The 16092-nt window shown below is 46.9% G+C and carries 15 protein-coding genes and 3 pseudogenes; 12 read left to right on the forward strand and 6 right to left on the reverse strand.

Going from position 1 to position 16092, the window contains the following annotated elements:
• Window positions 1–133 precede the first annotated feature (133 nt).
• The 4 genes and pseudogenes from NST99_RS11050 to NST99_RS11065 all read left to right on the forward strand — a co-directional run.
• Window positions 134–1048 (forward strand): class I SAM-dependent methyltransferase, encoded by a 915-nt coding sequence (locus NST99_RS11050; protein ID WP_341091615.1) that lies wholly within the window; start codon window positions 134–136, stop codon window positions 1046–1048.
• Window positions 1049–1278: 230 nt separating this feature from the next.
• Window positions 1279–1724, forward strand: a pseudogene (locus NST99_RS11055) (TetR/AcrR family transcriptional regulator); the annotation flags it as partial.
• A 24-nt stretch (window positions 1725–1748) separates the two neighbouring features.
• Complete coding sequence (locus NST99_RS11060) at window positions 1749–2117, forward strand: DUF4180 domain-containing protein (protein ID WP_341091616.1); 369 nt, start codon at window positions 1749–1751, stop codon at window positions 2115–2117.
• A gap of 22 nt (window positions 2118–2139) precedes the next feature.
• Window positions 2140–2222 (forward strand): annotated as a pseudogene (locus NST99_RS11065) (formylglycine-generating enzyme family protein); the annotation flags it as partial.
• A 97-nt stretch (window positions 2223–2319) separates the two neighbouring features.
• Here the strand turns inward: NST99_RS11065 and NST99_RS11070 are convergent.
• Window positions 2320–3192, reverse strand: coding sequence for a stalk domain-containing protein (locus NST99_RS11070; RefSeq protein WP_341091617.1), 873 nt, complete (start codon window positions 3190–3192; stop codon window positions 2320–2322).
• A gap of 152 nt (window positions 3193–3344) precedes the next feature.
• Window positions 3345–3719 (reverse strand): VOC family protein, encoded by a 375-nt coding sequence (locus NST99_RS11075; protein WP_038589217.1) that lies wholly within the window; start codon window positions 3717–3719, stop codon window positions 3345–3347.
• Window positions 3720–3947: 228 nt separating this feature from the next.
• Between NST99_RS11075 and NST99_RS11080 the strand changes: the two genes are divergently transcribed.
• The 3 genes from NST99_RS11080 (at window position 3948) to NST99_RS11090 (ending at window position 6411) form a co-directional block, all read left to right on the forward strand.
• Entirely contained in the window at window positions 3948–4727 is a 780-nt protein-coding gene (locus NST99_RS11080; RefSeq protein WP_341091618.1) for a hypothetical protein, read from the forward strand.
• A gap of 132 nt (window positions 4728–4859) precedes the next feature.
• Window positions 4860–5495, forward strand: a complete 636-nt coding sequence (locus NST99_RS11085; protein ID WP_341091620.1) for a hypothetical protein — start codon at window positions 4860–4862, stop codon at window positions 5493–5495.
• Between the two features lie 202 nt (window positions 5496–5697).
• Window positions 5698–6411 (forward strand): glycosyltransferase family 2 protein, encoded by a 714-nt coding sequence (locus tag NST99_RS11090; protein ID WP_341091621.1) that lies wholly within the window; start codon window positions 5698–5700, stop codon window positions 6409–6411.
• Window positions 6412–6490: 79 nt separating this feature from the next.
• Here the strand turns inward: NST99_RS11090 and NST99_RS11095 are convergent, their stop codons facing one another.
• The 3 genes from NST99_RS11095 to NST99_RS11105 form a co-directional block, all read right to left on the reverse strand.
• Entirely contained in the window at window positions 6491–6682 is a 192-nt protein-coding gene (locus tag NST99_RS11095) for a hypothetical protein (protein ID WP_341091623.1), read from the reverse strand.
• Between the two features lie 103 nt (window positions 6683–6785).
• Window positions 6786–7436, reverse strand: coding sequence for a Vat family streptogramin A O-acetyltransferase (locus tag NST99_RS11100; protein WP_341097616.1), 651 nt, complete (start codon window positions 7434–7436; stop codon window positions 6786–6788).
• Between the two features lie 177 nt (window positions 7437–7613).
• Window positions 7614–9305 (reverse strand): M3 family oligoendopeptidase, encoded by a 1692-nt coding sequence (locus NST99_RS11105; RefSeq protein ID WP_341091624.1) that lies wholly within the window; start codon window positions 9303–9305, stop codon window positions 7614–7616.
• 166 nt (window positions 9306–9471) lie between these two features.
• On the opposite strand from NST99_RS11105, the gene NST99_RS11110 reads away from it, so the two are divergent.
• From NST99_RS11110 to NST99_RS11125, 4 genes are all read left to right on the forward strand, one after another.
• Window positions 9472–10215: a MerR family transcriptional regulator gene (locus NST99_RS11110; protein ID WP_341091626.1), complete on the forward strand. Its 744-nt coding sequence runs from the start codon at window positions 9472–9474 to the stop codon at window positions 10213–10215.
• Between the two features lie 266 nt (window positions 10216–10481).
• Window positions 10482–11390 carry an alpha/beta fold hydrolase gene (locus tag NST99_RS11115; RefSeq protein ID WP_341091627.1) on the forward strand — a complete coding sequence of 303 codons (909 nt, stop codon included), beginning with the start codon at window positions 10482–10484 and terminating at the stop codon, window positions 11388–11390.
• Window positions 11391–11493: 103 nt separating this feature from the next.
• Window positions 11494–12282 (forward strand): helix-turn-helix domain-containing protein, encoded by a 789-nt coding sequence (locus NST99_RS11120; RefSeq protein WP_341091630.1) that lies wholly within the window; start codon window positions 11494–11496, stop codon window positions 12280–12282.
• A 267-nt stretch (window positions 12283–12549) separates the two neighbouring features.
• Complete coding sequence (locus NST99_RS11125) at window positions 12550–13818, forward strand: hypothetical protein (protein ID WP_341091632.1); 1269 nt, start codon at window positions 12550–12552, stop codon at window positions 13816–13818.
• 204 nt (window positions 13819–14022) lie between these two features.
• On the opposite strand, the pseudogene NST99_RS11130 reads toward NST99_RS11125, so the two are convergent.
• A pseudogene (locus NST99_RS11130) lies at window positions 14023–14898 on the reverse strand (LysR family transcriptional regulator); the annotation flags it as partial.
• A 210-nt stretch (window positions 14899–15108) separates the two neighbouring features.
• Between NST99_RS11130 and NST99_RS11135 the strand changes: the two are divergent.
• Window positions 15109–16077 (forward strand): ABC transporter ATP-binding protein, encoded by a 969-nt coding sequence (locus NST99_RS11135; RefSeq protein ID WP_341091635.1) that lies wholly within the window; start codon window positions 15109–15111, stop codon window positions 16075–16077.
• Window positions 16078–16092 lie beyond the last annotated feature (15 nt).

Below are 16092 nucleotides of genomic sequence, written 5' to 3' on the forward strand. Positions count from 1 at the left end.
ACTTGGATGATCAAATTTATCATTGACAAAATAATTTATTTATGCTATAATTTACATATCCGAATTTAACGTTTATAATAAGATTCTCCTGGCCAGGGGGAGTCTTATTTTTGTTTATGCGGAGGGTGATTGTATGAAGACAAATGAGTCCAGTGTAACTTCCTTAATCTCAGCATTTGGTCGAGCCTATCATAGTAAATATGACACACCCAAAATTTTCGATGATTTTATTGCCAAAGATTTAATTACGGCCAAAGAATTTGCAGACATCAGCGAGAATATGATCCAAGGCATATCCTTTTTTAACCAGGAGATTGCTCAAAAATATCAAGAGGACCCGGATGAAATTTTAAAATGGATTACACAAGTCCAGCTTTCTCCAACGCCTTTAGCACGGGCAGCATACTGTGAACAAGTATTCCTGAATGAAGCGATACTCGGATTAAAACAGTATGTTATCCTTGGAGCCGGGCTAGATACCTTTTGTTTCCGGCATCCAGAATTGGAAAACAAAGTGGAAATCTTCGAACTGGATCATCCGGCTACACAGGAGTTGAAGAGGAAGAGGTTGGAAGAAGCTAATTTAACGATCCCTATTAATCTTCATTTTGTTCCTATGGATTTTACTAAACAGTTTTCTTATCAGCATCTGATAGAGGCGGGATTTGACAGCACAAAAACGTTCTTTAGTCTCTTGGGAGTTTCTTATTATTTAACGAAAGAGGAAATTTCGAACCTGATCCATCATTTATTTGCCAACGTCCCGTCAGGCAGCTCAATAGTCCTTGATTATGCAGACGACAGACTGTTTGAAGAAAAAGGGAGTTCTAATAGAGTAGAAAATATGGTGAAAATGGCTTCGGTAGCCGGAGAGCCTATGAAATCAGGCTTCGCGTATGCGGAAATGGAGAAGCTGCTGGAGAGCGCAGGCTTACTAATCTACGAGCATCTATCACCGGCTGAGATCAATGACCGTTTCTTCAGTCACCGGACGGATTATTTGTCTGCTTTTGAGACGATTCATTATCTCCATGCGATAAAAAAATAATTGATCAATGACCGCAGGCTTAGGAAAGAGACCGCATTCCTTGGGATTGCGGTCTCTTTCTATATGTCCAGCTGAATAGTTAACTCATGATCCCCCCCAGGGTTTGACAAAATGCTAAATCATTAAGTACATTTTATTTATTCCGACTGTTCAGTATAAATAAAACAAGCAAGGAGAACATATGCCCAAACTAGGGATGGAACCCACTCGCCGGGCTGAGGTTATCATACCTGACGATCGAAGCGGAAATTGCAAACACCATGACAGCCAGGGATATGCTCGATGTTACACTGAAGTATATCTTACCGCCAGCCCGTAATGACACGGGAGAGCAGATTAATGTATCGCAGCTGGATGGAATTGAAAAGATGCATATTCCGTATTCAGCTCAAGGCAGGCTGTTTATTCAGTTTTTTTCGAAAGCTGTCTTGGACCGTAATTTACAGGAAGTTGTGTCCAGCAGTTATCTGGCTGATGTCCATGCATCGCAAAGATCTTTGATTACGGCAACAAGGCGGGACAAATGACTGTAGAGGATGCGCAAAGCGCTGCCTATGGGCTGCTGGCTATGGTAGTAGGACTAAGCTTCTTCAGAGTAGCGGACATACCGCCAAGCCGCAGCGAAGACAACCGGTACATTTGCGAGGAGTATGTCAGAAGGTTCACCAAGCATTGAATATGCAATCTTAGGAGGACAATTATGAATGTAGCAAAGGTAGAAGCAGGTGGCGTAGATATTGCTGTTGTGAGCAGCAGCGATGTATTAATTGGGGATGTGCAGTCAGCGCTGGATTTTATAGCTACCGTACGATATGAAACGGACTGTGACCGTATCGTTCTGAACCAATCCAATGTAAGCGACAGCTTTTTCGACTTGAAAACACGCCTGGCTGGCGAGATCCTGCAGAAGTTCATTAATTATCAAGTGAAGCTTGCGCTGGTTGGTGATTTTTCCGTGTATAACAGCCAAAGCCTTAAAGATTTCATCTATGAATGTAACCATGGGAATGACTTCTTATTCATGCCAACCGAACAACAAGCGATTCAAAAGTTAAGCACGCTGAAGTAAAAGATAGATCGGAAGTGGAGTCAGAGGTTGTGGAGCAACCTGCCCCGCCGCAGTCACCCTACGTTTTTCATTGACGATCTCGGATTTCGTATTCCCAGATCCTAAAAAAGGCGGAAACCCCCCCTAGAAATAAATCGGACAACCATAGTGTCTCCAATTATTTGCTAGAGGGTGTCCCCGCTCAATGGACTATAATGCAAAATTACATATTGACGGCTTTGAGGTAATACATGTTGGTCTTCTTGTCTAGTTCAAATTCCATAAAGACACTGAACTTAGAGATGAAGAAACCGGGCAAGTCTATTTCATAAGCCAAAGTAGTATAAGAATCACCTTTATTAGAGTAGTCCGTGTCTAACGTTACATCGTTGGCAGATGCACTTTTTAAAATGGCTGCATATTTCGTAATAATATCTTTTTCATTGACTTTGATGTCTGATTGAACTGTTTTGGCGAAGTTATCCTTCGTTCTTTTTTTGTAGCCCATGTCATAGTCATTTACATCATCGATCAAATATTTATCCACCATAGCATCGAATTCGGCAGTTGATCCAGAGGTCAAGGCATTGCCATAGGCTTTGATAAAAGCTGCCGCTATGGATTTATTTTTTTCACCTGAGGCTTTGAGATCATGATTCGCAGGCAATGTAATCAAACCAGCCGGTGTGCTGACCGTCTGAGTTGCAGGTGCACTGGCTGCCGGAGCGCTGGCTGCTGGAGCACTGGCTGCTGGTGTGCTAGGAGCAGCATCATTATAAGGGATACCGGCATTGGCGCCACCAGTGGTTGAAATGACAACGGTGTTGCTGCCGCTGTTCCAGAGGACTTCCGCATTCAGCGCTTCACCGACGGCTTTGGCGGGAAGATAGGTAGATCCGTTGTAGACCAGAGGGGAGATTTTGTTTCCACTAGCATCTTTAGGAGTCCAGGAAGCTCCATCTACAGTAAACTTAATTGTGCTATTCAGGTAAGCTTTGACTAAAGAAATCCCGTCAGCAGCGTAGACACCGGCAGCCCCGAACAACAATCCGCTTGCCAGAATGGTAGAAACGAATGCTTTTTTTGAAATGTGCATAAATATTAAATCCTCCTAATTCATTGCTTGGTTTATTTTAAATATGTACTTTAAATGAGGTTTAATTTTCCTCTCTTATTAATTTATAGTACCTTATTCTTATCGTCAACTTTAATGTTATTATCAAGGAAGAATAGAGAGAGTTTTGGAGCTTACACCATAAAACACCATCGAACGCCAAATTTGTCCACAAATTGGACCATACATGGACTAAAGAATACCGGACCTATGGGCGTAATTGTGGTGCTTTCATCCTTCATGATCTGATAGGCCTCCCGCAGAACTGTTTCGTTATCAAAGGTAGCGACCAGCTCTAAGATAGAATCGGATGAATGTTCTTTGTTGCCGCCGTAGTCGCTGAACATAACCCTTTGGCCGAGAATATGCATTTCCGCGTGAATGACAAATTTCTGGGGCTCCTTGTCGGGATCATACATGATGGAATCTGTAGTGGCGTTAAAAGCCTTTTGATAAAGTTCGATAGCTTTGCAGCAATCACCATTCAAATATAATTGTGGATTTAGCATACATTCTCTCCTTTAAGGGATTTATACTAAACGGGTAACAGTTTGAAGAAAGCTGATGCCAGTTTACCCGGTGATAATAAGTTATATTTTACCACCCGTCAATGAACTAATTATCGTTTTCTGATACCTGTGTTGCAGGGGGATCGGCTATCGCGGAGCCATCCGTTTTGAGCTGACCCTGGAAATGTGGGATAATAAGTTACACTGATTGGAGAGGTGAGAATTTAGATGACCTATTCGTTCGCAATTGGACCTATAGAGCTGCAGGAATTTGACAGTGAAGATGAATTGATAAACAAATGCAAGGAATGGAATCTCTTGTCGAGTACAGCAACACGGGTGAAGACCTTTCTGTACAAGAGAAACGGCATCACGCTGCCTTGTGAAATTGTGGGGTACGTCGATAGTATGACTGTAGTGATACAGTTTGAGAATAAGCAGCAGCACTGCATTCACCCTGCTTATTTAAAGGAGATGCAGACCTCCGGTTTTGGACAAAAATCAGCAGCAGCTGCTGAAGTCGAGGTGACAGAGGGAGCGGATGAAGCTGGCAATGAAGCGGTAAGTGAAGAAACCGTAATTGAACCAGCGGCAATCGAACCAACCACAATCGAACCAACAACGCTTCCGCCGGCCGCCGGTGTGAAGACTGAGGAAAAACCGCAGGAACCCTTGAAGAAACAGGAGAAAGCGAAAAAGAAAGCAGCGCTTGAACTGCCTGAAGAGAAACTGCAAATGTCCGCTACAGTCAAAGAGTTTACCACCGTGCCCAACCACTTTTCAGATAATGATGATGAGGTCATCATCTATGATGAGGTAGCAATAGAAGGCTACGAGCTGGAGCTTGGGGAAGTTTGGTCCAGCCACAGCGCCACATTGAAGAAACTTGAACTTGCGGTCGGGGATAAAGTTTCTTTTGAAGCAAAGGTGGTTGCTAAGAAGCTCACCCAGCATCCTGTAAAGTATAAGATCAACAACCCATCGAAATTGAAGAAAATAACAGAATAAACAGGACCTTTAGCAGCAGGAGGACGGGTAAGCTTATAAGTGACAATTTTGAAAACAAGCCGTGCTCTTAATCGGTACAGATAGTCTCTCAAGCTGCTGAATGGTATGATAGGAAGCGGGGTGAATTGGACAATGAATAATGAGACAACGAATGAACCAACAAACGAGGAACTAGAAGGCAATCAAGAGAATATGTCTGCCGAGAATTGGTCCGAGCTTCTGAACGCTGTTCATCATAACGGCCTCGTAGCTTTGAAAATGAGCTTTAATGAAGTGGAAGGACAAGTGTCGCAGCTGGAGGCTTACGGTGCGGTGTTTGTGTACCGTGTTAAGGATGCGTCGAACAATGACTATTTCTGCGGGTTTTTCCTTCGCGAGCTGATCGCAAGATTTCAGTCGGGTAATGATCCTGCGATCTGGATGGCCTCTTTCTTCCACGAGCTGATGAAGACTCCAGGAGGCAAGGATCTTCCCAAACCGCCTGCAAACGAGGAAGAAGCAAAAGCGGTCATCGACAACGTGTTGGTTCCGCAATGCATCGAAGCTATTCGTGAAGAATTTGCTCCTGAGCAAATCCATGCGGGGCTCGCCTTGAACCCGGAGCATGGACCTGTCCTGGAAGCCGGATTCCCGGCCATTACGGATGGCCCTAACGTTTGCGCGATTCCGCTACATTTCTTGCTAACCCATTTGCAGCTGAACCGTGATCCGTCTGAGCTGCTAATTACAGGCATGTACAATATCCGTAAAGAGCATGGATTGGACTAAAATGTGAAAAGCATGAAACCATACAAAAGCAACCCTGCCATCGGGCGGGGTTGCTTTTGTAATTTGCAGTACATATTTCAGAGTGTTTAGCGGTACAGGGAAGCACGTAATCGCCGCAGAGGTAATTGGCTGACTATAAGCCCGAACCGCAGTTTGCTCCTGCTCATATGTTGAATGGATGACAGGAGAGGGGAGAACGGCCTTGGGAAAAGCAGCTGATCCATACGGCGTTTCAATCATCGTGTGCACCAACCGCCCGCAATTTTTTGATAATCTGTTAGGCAGCTTCAGAAGTCAGCAATACAAAACGAAAGAATTAATCATTATACTTAACAGAAACAGCATGAATCTGAAGCAGTATCAAAGTAAAATACGCGCCTATCCCAATATCTCGCTGTATAAGGTACCCGAAAAAACTTCGCTAGGACAATGTCTAAACTGTGGGATTGCTAAAGCCCGGTTCCCGTTTATCGCCAAGTTTGATGATGATGATTACTACTCCCCGTACTATTTGAAGGAGCAGATGAATGCGCTCAAGCGCACCAAAAGTGATATCGTCGGAAAACATGCTTGTCTTGTGTATCTGTCAGGCACCAAACGGCTCATCATCAGATCGCCCAGAGAAAAGAATAAAGCTGCGGATTTTGTGCAGGGGGGAACGCTGCTGTTCAGCAGACAAGTGACGAGGCAGGTGCGTTTTTCGGATCGTTCGCTGGGGGAAGATGTTGCTTTTTTACGCAGATGCAGCGCCAAAGGGTATCGTACCTATGCCACATCCCCGTATAACTATGTCTATATGCGCAGAGAAAACAAGGGCAGCCACACGTGGAAAGTGGGAGACCGCTTTTATCTTAAAGGAAGTATACCTGTCGCCGTGACCGACAATTACCGGGCAATCGCAAAACGGAAAGTGTAGAAGTGGAATTGAGGGGAAGGCCAAGGGGGGACAACCACACAGGTGGTTAATCCCCAAGCCTTCACAAGAAATAATGGCATTAGCGTTCGGAGGATTTTCTTGCCCGGATAAATAAAAATTGCGGTTTGCGCAGCAGCTTCTCATATGACTGAGGCAGCGCTTGCTTGAATTCTTCCGTCGGCATAGGCTCCAGCAGCTCTTCGAGTATAAAGCCAGCGTGAAGTACAGCGGACATAATCGCATTTAGAGGGCGGCCGTTCATAGTAAGCATTATAAGGTTTTTTGTCCACATCGTTGAGATAGTATTCTGCCATTTCTTCATAAGAATCCAGCGAAACTGACTCCTCGTGCATTCTGATCCCCCCTTTTCGCAATTAACCTTCCTGTAGCAGCCTTTGAAGTTCTTCTTCGTCACAGCCCGATACCAGCAGCTCTAGATGTTGAAACAGCTTGTGCTCATCCCAGTTCCACCACTGCACTTTGGACAGCAGCCCGATCAGCTTATCACTGAAGCGTTTTCGAATTAAACTGGCGGGATTACCGCCGACAATGGAATAAGGCTCTACATTTTTTGTTACGGTTGAATTGGAAGCGATAATGGCACCGTCCCCAATCGTGATACCCGGCATAACTGTAACCTGCTGGCCGATCCAGACATCGTTGCCAATTACGGTATTCCCTTTAAAAGGAAGCTGGTCCAGCGTAGGTGTCACCTTTTCCCAGCCGCCGCCAAAAATATTAAAGGGATAGCTTGTCAGTCCATCCATGCGGTGATTGGCACCGTTCATAATGAACGTAACACCTTCTGCAATGGCGCAGAATTTGCCGATGATCAGTTTGTCGCCCAAAAATTCATAATGGTGCAGAATGTGTTCGTAGAAATGCTCCGGGCTGTTGTTATTGTCACTGTAGTAGGTATAGTCACCGATTTCTACATTTGCCCTAGCTGGAAGATTACGGATATAGCATACAGTTTTAATATTCTCATTGGGGTACAGCTTGTTTTTATCCGGCCCGGCCATCATGGCTTTCACCTCGCGAGTTATATTTACGGAATATTGAAGCAGGGGTAAGCGAAACTCCGCAGTCATTCTATCTTACTAATTTATGGCAGTCCGTCAAGTTGGAGAAACTTAGGGAAAAGCGGAAAAAGCAACTCCCCCAACCTGGAGGAATTGCTTTTTGTGTTGCAGCTTTATCAGTTACAGTGCTTTATCGTCAATGGAATTTAACCAGCCTTCAATCTCTCCGATGACGGAGCTGACGCAGCCATCCTCGAAGGGTGAGATCAGACCGGCAAGCTGGGCCAATTGGACAAAAGATTGGCTTCCACCGGCCTCACAGAGGCGCAAATAATCGCTCCAGGCAGATTTGAAATCTTCATTTGAACGTTTCCAGAACTGGAAAGCACAGAGCTGGGCTAGCGTATAGTCGATATAATAGAACGGTGAGCGGAAGATATGTCCTTGCTTATGCCAGAACCCGCCTTGTTCCAGATAAGTGTTGCCGTCATAATCGCGGTGCGGCAAATATTTCTTCTCAATTGCCCGCCAGGCCTGCTTGCGCTCAAGCGGTGTGGCCTCTGGATTCTCATAGACAAAATGCTGGAATTCATCCACAGAAACACCATAGGGAATGAACTCCAATCCAGACGCCAAATGATTGAAGCGGTATTTGTCGGCATCCTGCTCAAAGAACAGGTCCATCCACGGCCAGGCAAAAAACTCCATGCTCATCGAGTGAATTTCCGCCGCCTCCGAAGTTGGGAACTCATATTCAGGCAGCAGCATATTACGGCTTGAATAGACCTGGAAGGCATGGCCCACTTCATGGGTCAGCACATCAATATCTCCTGCCGTTCCGTTGAAATTGGAGAAAATGAACGGGGCTTGATACTGGCTCAGATAGGTACAGTATCCGCCGAATTGCTTGCCTTTTTTACTTGTCAGATCCATGAGCTCGTTGTTCTTCATAAAAGTAAAGAATTCATCCGTTTCCGGAGAAAGCTCTTTGTACATCTTTGCACCATTTGCGACAATCCACTCGGGATCGCCTTTGGGTTCAGCATTGCCTGTATTGAAGTTAAAGCCTTCATCGTAATACTTCAGGGCATCCAGACCCAGACGCTCGGCTTGGCGCTGCTTCAGCTTCAGGGAGACAGGAACGATATGCTCCAGCACCTGCTTACGGAAATTGGCCACCATCCCGGCGTTATAATCGGTTCGCATCATCCGGTCATAACCGAGTTCTACAAAGCTGGCGTAACCCAGCTTCTTGGCTATGCGGGCACGAACCTTAACGAGCTCGTCGTAAATACGGTCGAATTCGGCCTCATGTGCGGCCATAAATTCATTTTTGGCCAGATATGCACGTTTGCGCGTATCGCGGTCTGTTGCCGTTTCAAACGGTGTCAATTGGGACAAGGTGCGTTCTTCCCCATCGAACAGGATCTTGGCGGAAGCGATCACCTGGGAGTATTCGGTGGAGAGCTTGTTCTCCAGCTGCAGATCCTCAATAATTTCCGGGCTGAAGATCCGGAGAGAAATTTCAGCCAGCTGGAGAAGCTGCGGGCTCCATTCCTTTTCAATTTCAGCTCTGAATTTGGAGTTTACGAGCGCTTTGTAGTATTCAGTTATGTATTCCTGGACAATGGGGCTGATCTCATCTACGTAATCCTGTTCTGCCTTGTAGAATTCATCCTCAGTGTTGATGGAATGCCGGATGTAGACGAGGGTTGTCATGGTTTCAAAAGAACTGCGGAGTTTGTTCAGCGCAAGGATTGCGGCCTTTTGTTCCTCCCAGTTATCCGCTTCGAGACCTTTTAGCAGCGCCGTGAACTCCAGCTTGAACTTGTTTGCGTCGGGGCGTTCATAAGGGTATTCTGTAAATTTCATGAAACCATCAACATCCTTTCTCTACCATATGGACTATATTATATACGCTGGAGCATCAAAAAAACAAAAAAATAATGTTCGGAGACCTTTAATTAATTTGGATGTGTGGTATTGACTCTCCCCTTAGAGGAGGCCCTAAACTAAGTTTTGAAAGGAGCGGGTTCAGTTGCTTTATAGCGTAAAGGAGACAGCCGCACTATCCAAGGTAACCGTCAAAACTCTGCATCACTATCACAAAATCGGCTTGCTGATGCCGTGTGAGATCAGTGAAGCGGGGTACCGTTTGTATGGGACGGAGGAGCTGGAACGGCTGCAGCAGATTCTTTTATACAGGGAATTGGATCTTACGCTGGAGCAAATCAAGCAGCTGCTGGAAGATGAGCCGGATAGACTAACGATTCTTGTAGAGCAGGAGAAGCTTCTGCTTCTCCGCAAGCAAAGGCTGGAAAGTATGCTTGGAACACTAAAGAAATCTATTATGAGCAGAAAGAAGGGAGAACAAATGGAGGATAAAGAGCTGTTTACAGGTTTTGAGAGTGAGGAAGAGTGGGCGGAGGCCATGCAGCCACAGTATGAGCATTTGAAAGAAACATATGATTTTGAATTGCTTGGTGCGGCTCCCGTTGATCTTCAGGGGATGAATGAGATGGCGGCGGAGGCAGCAGCTTTTATGAAGGCGATGGCGGAAGCTCTGCGTTCAGGAGTGAAGCACAGTGATGCGGCCATCACACAGTTAATCGAAAGCCATCTTGGGTTTTTGAAGGGGCAGGGGCATCCGGTTTCAGCACAGGATTTTGCACTGCAGAACCGCTTTTTCCTCGGGGATGACTTTCATTTGCAGATGCTTGAAGGCCAGCAGACCGGGCTTGCTTATTATCTGTCTGCGGCAGCAGATTATTTTGAAAGATAAGAATTTATATGTTTCACGCTATAAATTATCCTTCTATTTCTCGCTGAAACGGATACCGTCCTTTTGGGGACGGCAAAGCCGTTTCCACTTGCAGCGCAAGCGCAGTAGAGTGAATTCCAAACGGACAGCAGAGCTGTACGCACCGATATTCCGCCAAGCACGTTTAAGTGTTTGGCGGTTTTTGGTGATAAGGTACAGAACTATTTTTTGTCACGGAAATCCAAATGCATTCATGTTATCATCGGTTCAGCAAAGGAGTGCTGATGTTGAAGACGAAGTTGATCCCACCGCCAGGAAAGTTAATTCGGGTTAAAGGCAAACAAATGCATATCAGAATAAATGGGTTACCGGGAGGTAAGACCGTTGTTTTCGATCATGGCTGCGGCTACGGATCTTATTCGGATACATGGTCACTAGTTGAGGAGAAAGTAGCGCCATTTGCACAGACTGTTGTTTACGATCGGGCGGGGTATGGTTGGAGTGAGAAGGGATCCGTTCCTAGAAACAATGAGCAAGCTGTTGAAGACTTGCACGAGCTGCTTCAGGCAGCAGGAGTTCGACAGCCTTTTATCTATGTGGGCCATTCCTATGGTGGTGTAAATGCGCGTCTTTATGCGGAGCGGTATCCGGAAAATCTGGCTGGCATCGTGCTTGTTGATGCTAGTCACGAAGATGAGCTGACAGACCGGTTCCCAAGAGAACATGTGAAGGGGCAAAAGTCGGGAATATTGATGTTTCGGATGCTGTATTGGTTGACTAGAGCAGGTATCCTGAAATGGCTACTGCAGCGGAACAAGCTGAAGGATTTTGAAGCTCTGTTGAAGCATTTCCCTGAGTCAATATCTCTACGGATGAGACTAATGACCCCACAGAGAGCGACAGGATTGGCAGTATATCAGGAATTCAAAAATTTACAGCTTGGCTATGATGCAGTCCGAAAAAAAGGTCTTCCGCCAGGAATGCCCTTGCTTGTACTAAAAAGTGGAAAAGTGGAGCATTTAGAGAAAGTACCGGCAGGGATCGCCGATAAAATAACGAGCTGTTTATTGGATGTAGCTGAAGAAATGTCCCAGTTGTCTGACCAGGGCGAACTGGTCGTTGTGGAAGACAGCGGACATAATATTCATATCGAACGGCCCGATGTCGTAGCTCAAGGAATCCGTCAAATGCTTTAAAACCGTGTTTCCGAACATATGCAACCTGTGGTTGACAGATTGTTAACGTCGCTTGGTAGTCAGGAACATGACGGTTTAATACGATAAGTTTGAGGTGATGATGATGGATTTTGCGGATAAACTGCAAGGCTACAGAAAACAAAGGGGGATGTCCCAAGAAAATTTGGCGGAGGTTATCGGTGTGTCGCGGCAAGCCGTATCTAAGTGGGAATCGGGTCAGTCGTATCCGGAAATGGATAAGATGATTGCCTTAAGCGAGTTCTTTGGTGTAAGTATGGACCATATGGTCAAAGAAGTTTCGGGTAATCAGGAAGCAGTCCTGCCACTCGATGCTGGGAATTTCCACTCTGATGTTACTGCAAAGTATCATTATGAATACAAGAGCAAACGAACGTTGTTCGGGATTCCCCTGGTGCATATTAATGTCGGACGCGGAATTTATGTCGCCAAGGGAGTTCTGGCTATTGGGAATATTGCCGTTGGCGGTTTGTCAGTCGGAATCCTCTCGCTTGGCGGCCTATGCTTCGGCGCACTTGCAGGGGGGATGATGAGCATTGCCGGGCTGGCTCTCGGTTTTCTTCTGGCCATTGGCGGACTGGCCGCAGGAATTATCGCTATTGGGGGTCTTGCCGTTGGGATCTTCGCCATCGGCGGGCTGTCCATCGGAATGTTCTCGCTCGGCGGCTGTGCGATTGCTTCGCGGATCGCCATCGGGGGTTATGCAAGCGGACATATTGCGATCGGCGACGTGGCCAAGGGGGCGTACACGATCCTAGTCGAACAGGATCATTTCAGCAGCATTCAGGCGGAGCAAGTGAGGGGACTGATAAATCAGGAGTACCCGCGCCTGTGGAAGCCAGTGGCGGAAGGGATCATAGCTATCTTCGAATAGAAGCCAGTGTAGCATCCAGCCGCTGATCACTGACAGGAACTTTCTAACCAGCTTCTGGAGCGCATGGCTGTGGCGGTGTACTCCGGGGGGATTTCTGCAGGAAGGCTGGCAACCCTGTTACAATTTGGTATACTGAGCCTATTATTACAACTTCCTATGCAACCAGAGTTTGACAGATGAAGTATGTTTCGCATAGAGATCTAATGTGTTATGGGGGAAATGGGATTGAAAAAGGCTGTTTTATGTTCAATATTGTTCATGTTTTTAATGGGTAGCTGGATTCCCGGGGTGGGAGCGGCTGCGAATTCCGTCTATCCGGGTGATAATGGGCCCCGGCAATCCAGTTATGCTGCACCGTTAGCCAAGCCGGAGTTGAAGTGGGCGGTTCCGTTCACAGGAGAAATTAAGCAGGTGGTTGTTGATTCAGCAGGTATTTTGTATGTTCTGTCCGAAGGAGCGCGGGTAGTGAAATTAACGTCACTTCGGGCAAGCGGCGAGATCCTCTGGTCCAAGGAAATAAAGGGCGTAGAGGCGAATACACTCAACCTGTCCAACGATAAGTTTCTGATCGTATCAAGCTCGCTCGACGGCCGGGAGCTGACTGATTCTTCAAGGCTGAACGATAGAACGGCGATTGTATCCAAATACTCTATCGCCGGAGAACTGCTTTGGGAAAATACATACGAATATGTAATGAGACTCGGCAATATCACCGTAGGTGATGACGGCTATGTGGCGCTTGCGCTATCGTACTTTACTCAAGCAAGCGGATCGAAGAGATATACGGAACATGTGAAACTGATCGGCATGAATGCGAGTGGTGAAACCAAGTTCAACAACACAATGGTTTCGGACACGGAGACGGTCCCGGTATATTTCTCTGCTCCTCTAATTGTGAAGGACAACGTATACTTGTCGATATCCAAGGGATTCATGAGACCTTATAGTTCAAGAGCGATGAAGCCCGAATTCACGGATGCCCAATTTTTAAAGATCAGCAAGCAGGGGGAATTGTTGTCCAGCACGAAGTATAAAGGCATTAGTCCGTATGCTCCTGTCTATTACAACAACAATTTCTATGTGAGCGGTGAACCCTATGGCGGGGACAACAACTTGTATATTATCAATACCGCCGGGAAGATCACCAAGACCCTCAGCGTAGAAGCGGGCCATATCGGCAACCAGATTCCGGCTTCCATCAGCAGGGATGGGCATATTGTTTTTGCACAGCATGTGTATAGTCCTGCCGGCAAGCTGCTCTGGAGTTTTCAGCCGACTGTCAAAGGCAAGGTCTACCGCTTTTATCCGTATTCCGTACCTGGCCTCACCCTTGACAGCAGCCAGAATATTGTATATAGCGGCTATGATAGTCTATACGATGGCAATTACATCAGCTCCATCAATATGAAGACTAAAAAGATCAACTGGAGCTTGCCCAGTAACACAGACGCACGGTCTCCGGTCATCATTGGCAAGGACGGAACGATATATGTATGGGGATATAAGTTATATGCGTATGGCAAGAAAGCTTCGTAAGTAAGCTGAGCTTTGAACAGTCATTCCCAAACGGCAGAAATGCCGTTTTTTTTGTTGCCCGCGTGACCGGGTAAGTACACGTTTTTCAGCTGGTGAAGGCCGTGGAGCGGGAGGGGGCAATCCCTTGCCCTCAATAACTCTATCTCTAATCACGATGTTCGATTCGCTTTCTGCTTGTCTCGGTTTCAGATGTTGATCGTACCGTATCAGGTCTATGAATAACCCAATCAGCGGGGAGTAGTGGCGGTCGCGATTATAGGAGTAGAAGATATGCCGCTGAAAATTGTAGTCCGGAATAGTCCGCATCATTAATTTCCCCCTCGCCACCTCATCTTCCACGGCAAGCCGCGAAATAAAAGACACATGTCTGCCGTCCATAAGCGATTGCTTGATCGCCTCCAGTGAATCGAGCAGGATATGGGCTCTTGGCGTTACGCCGGATCGTTCAAACCACTTGTTGGTCAACTGGCGTGTGCTCGATTCCATATCATGCAGAATAAAATGGGCCGATGCAATCTCGGACGGACTAAGCCTGGTCTGAGCTGCAAATTCATGCGTGGGGGCGAACACCAGTACAAGCTCATCCTCGCATAAGGACTGGCTGTGCAGAGTCGGCACATAAAAGGATTCCGTGGACAATATGCCCAGATCAATTTCATGATTCACCAGCATCTCTTTAATTACGGGGGAGGGCTTAACCGATAGCGAAATCGTTGTCCCCGGATGCTGCTCTCCGAACTGGCCCAGGATTTGGGGGAGAATATATGTGGCCGGCACATAGCTTGCACCGATTTTGAGCGTGCCGCGGCCTGCATTACTGAATTCCTTCACTACCCGCTCGGCCTCTGCGGCCAGTGCATTGATTTTGACAGCATAATGAAGAAACGCCTTGCCGCTTTCCGTTAGGATCATTTTATCCATTTTCGACTCAAAAAGCTTCTCCCCGAGCTGCTGCTCCAAATTCTTCAAATGATAAGTCACTGTAGGCTGCTTCAGTCCCAGTTCTTCGGCTACTGTCGTGATTTTCCTGTGTTTATAGAGCAGTTCTACGATCTGCAGCTTAATCAAATTCAGGTTCATTTCTATTCACTCCCTCGTCTGCTAGCTAAACGATAACATAGAAAAATTCTATGAATGTTAAAATAAATCGGTGAAAAAGTTAATATCGGCGTTACACCCGGCAAATATTGCGGGAATTGTTTGCCTTTAAACTAAGGACATGTTCATAGCAACCTTACTTTAGTGCAGTCATTATCTCTTTATAAGTTAAGAACAGGCAGGTACATGAGAATGAAGCAGCTTATCATTAGTGGACTGGAAAAGAAATTCGGTGACGTGCATGCCCTGAAGCCTGCCGATCTGACCATTGCAGCAGGAAGCTTTACCACGTTGCTTGGGCCTTCGGGCTGCGGTAAAACCACCCTGCTTCGCCTGCTTGCAGGACTGGAAACACCGGATGCCGGAGAAATTGTGGCTGACGGGGAACTTATTTTCTCGAGCAGCCGGAAGATCAGCCAGCCGATTCACCGCCGGAACTTTGGCATGGTCTTTCAGGATTTTGCGCTTTGGCCGCATCTGAGTGTCTTTGAGAATGTAGCGTTTGGGCTGCGGGCATCGCGGCAGAAGAAGGAGCTGCGCAGCCGGGTGCAGGAAGCGCTACGCAGCGTAAGACTGGAAGGACTGGAGCTGCGGTTTCCCCATCAGCTGTCCGGCGGGCAGCAGCAGCGGGTCGCTTTTGCCAGAGCGGTGGTGACCCGGCCCCGGCTGGTGCTGTTCGATGAACCACTCAGTGCGCTGGATGCCGTCCTCCGGGATGAGATGCGGCTGGAACTGCTCGCCCTGGTGAAGGACATGGGCATCACCGCACTGTACGTGACACATGACCAGACCGAAGCGATGTCTATGTCGGATGAGGTGGTTGTCATGCATGGCGGAAGCATCCTGCAGACTGGTGCCCCCGAGGAAATTTACAGGAAGCCGGCTGAGCCATTTGTGGCCCGTTTTATCGGCAGGTCGAACTGGATTGTCCCCGGGAAGCAAATGCTTCGGCCGGAGCAACTACGCTGGATCGACAGAGAGGGAGCCTCTCAGGTATTTACAGGAGTCATCCGGCATGTCAGCTATATGGGTGACCGCTATGAGGTCATTCTGGAGATGCAGGGAATGGGCACCTGGACGGCCTATCATTCACACCGCTTAACGGTGGGTGAGAGCATTCAGGTCTACGCCTCACAGGAGCACATTCACCATCTGAACTAACCACAATTATTCTTA

It is taken from the genome of Paenibacillus sp. FSL L8-0470 (assembly GCF_038008625.1).
Taxonomy (GTDB): Bacteria; Bacillota; Bacilli; order Paenibacillales; family Paenibacillaceae; genus Paenibacillus_AQ.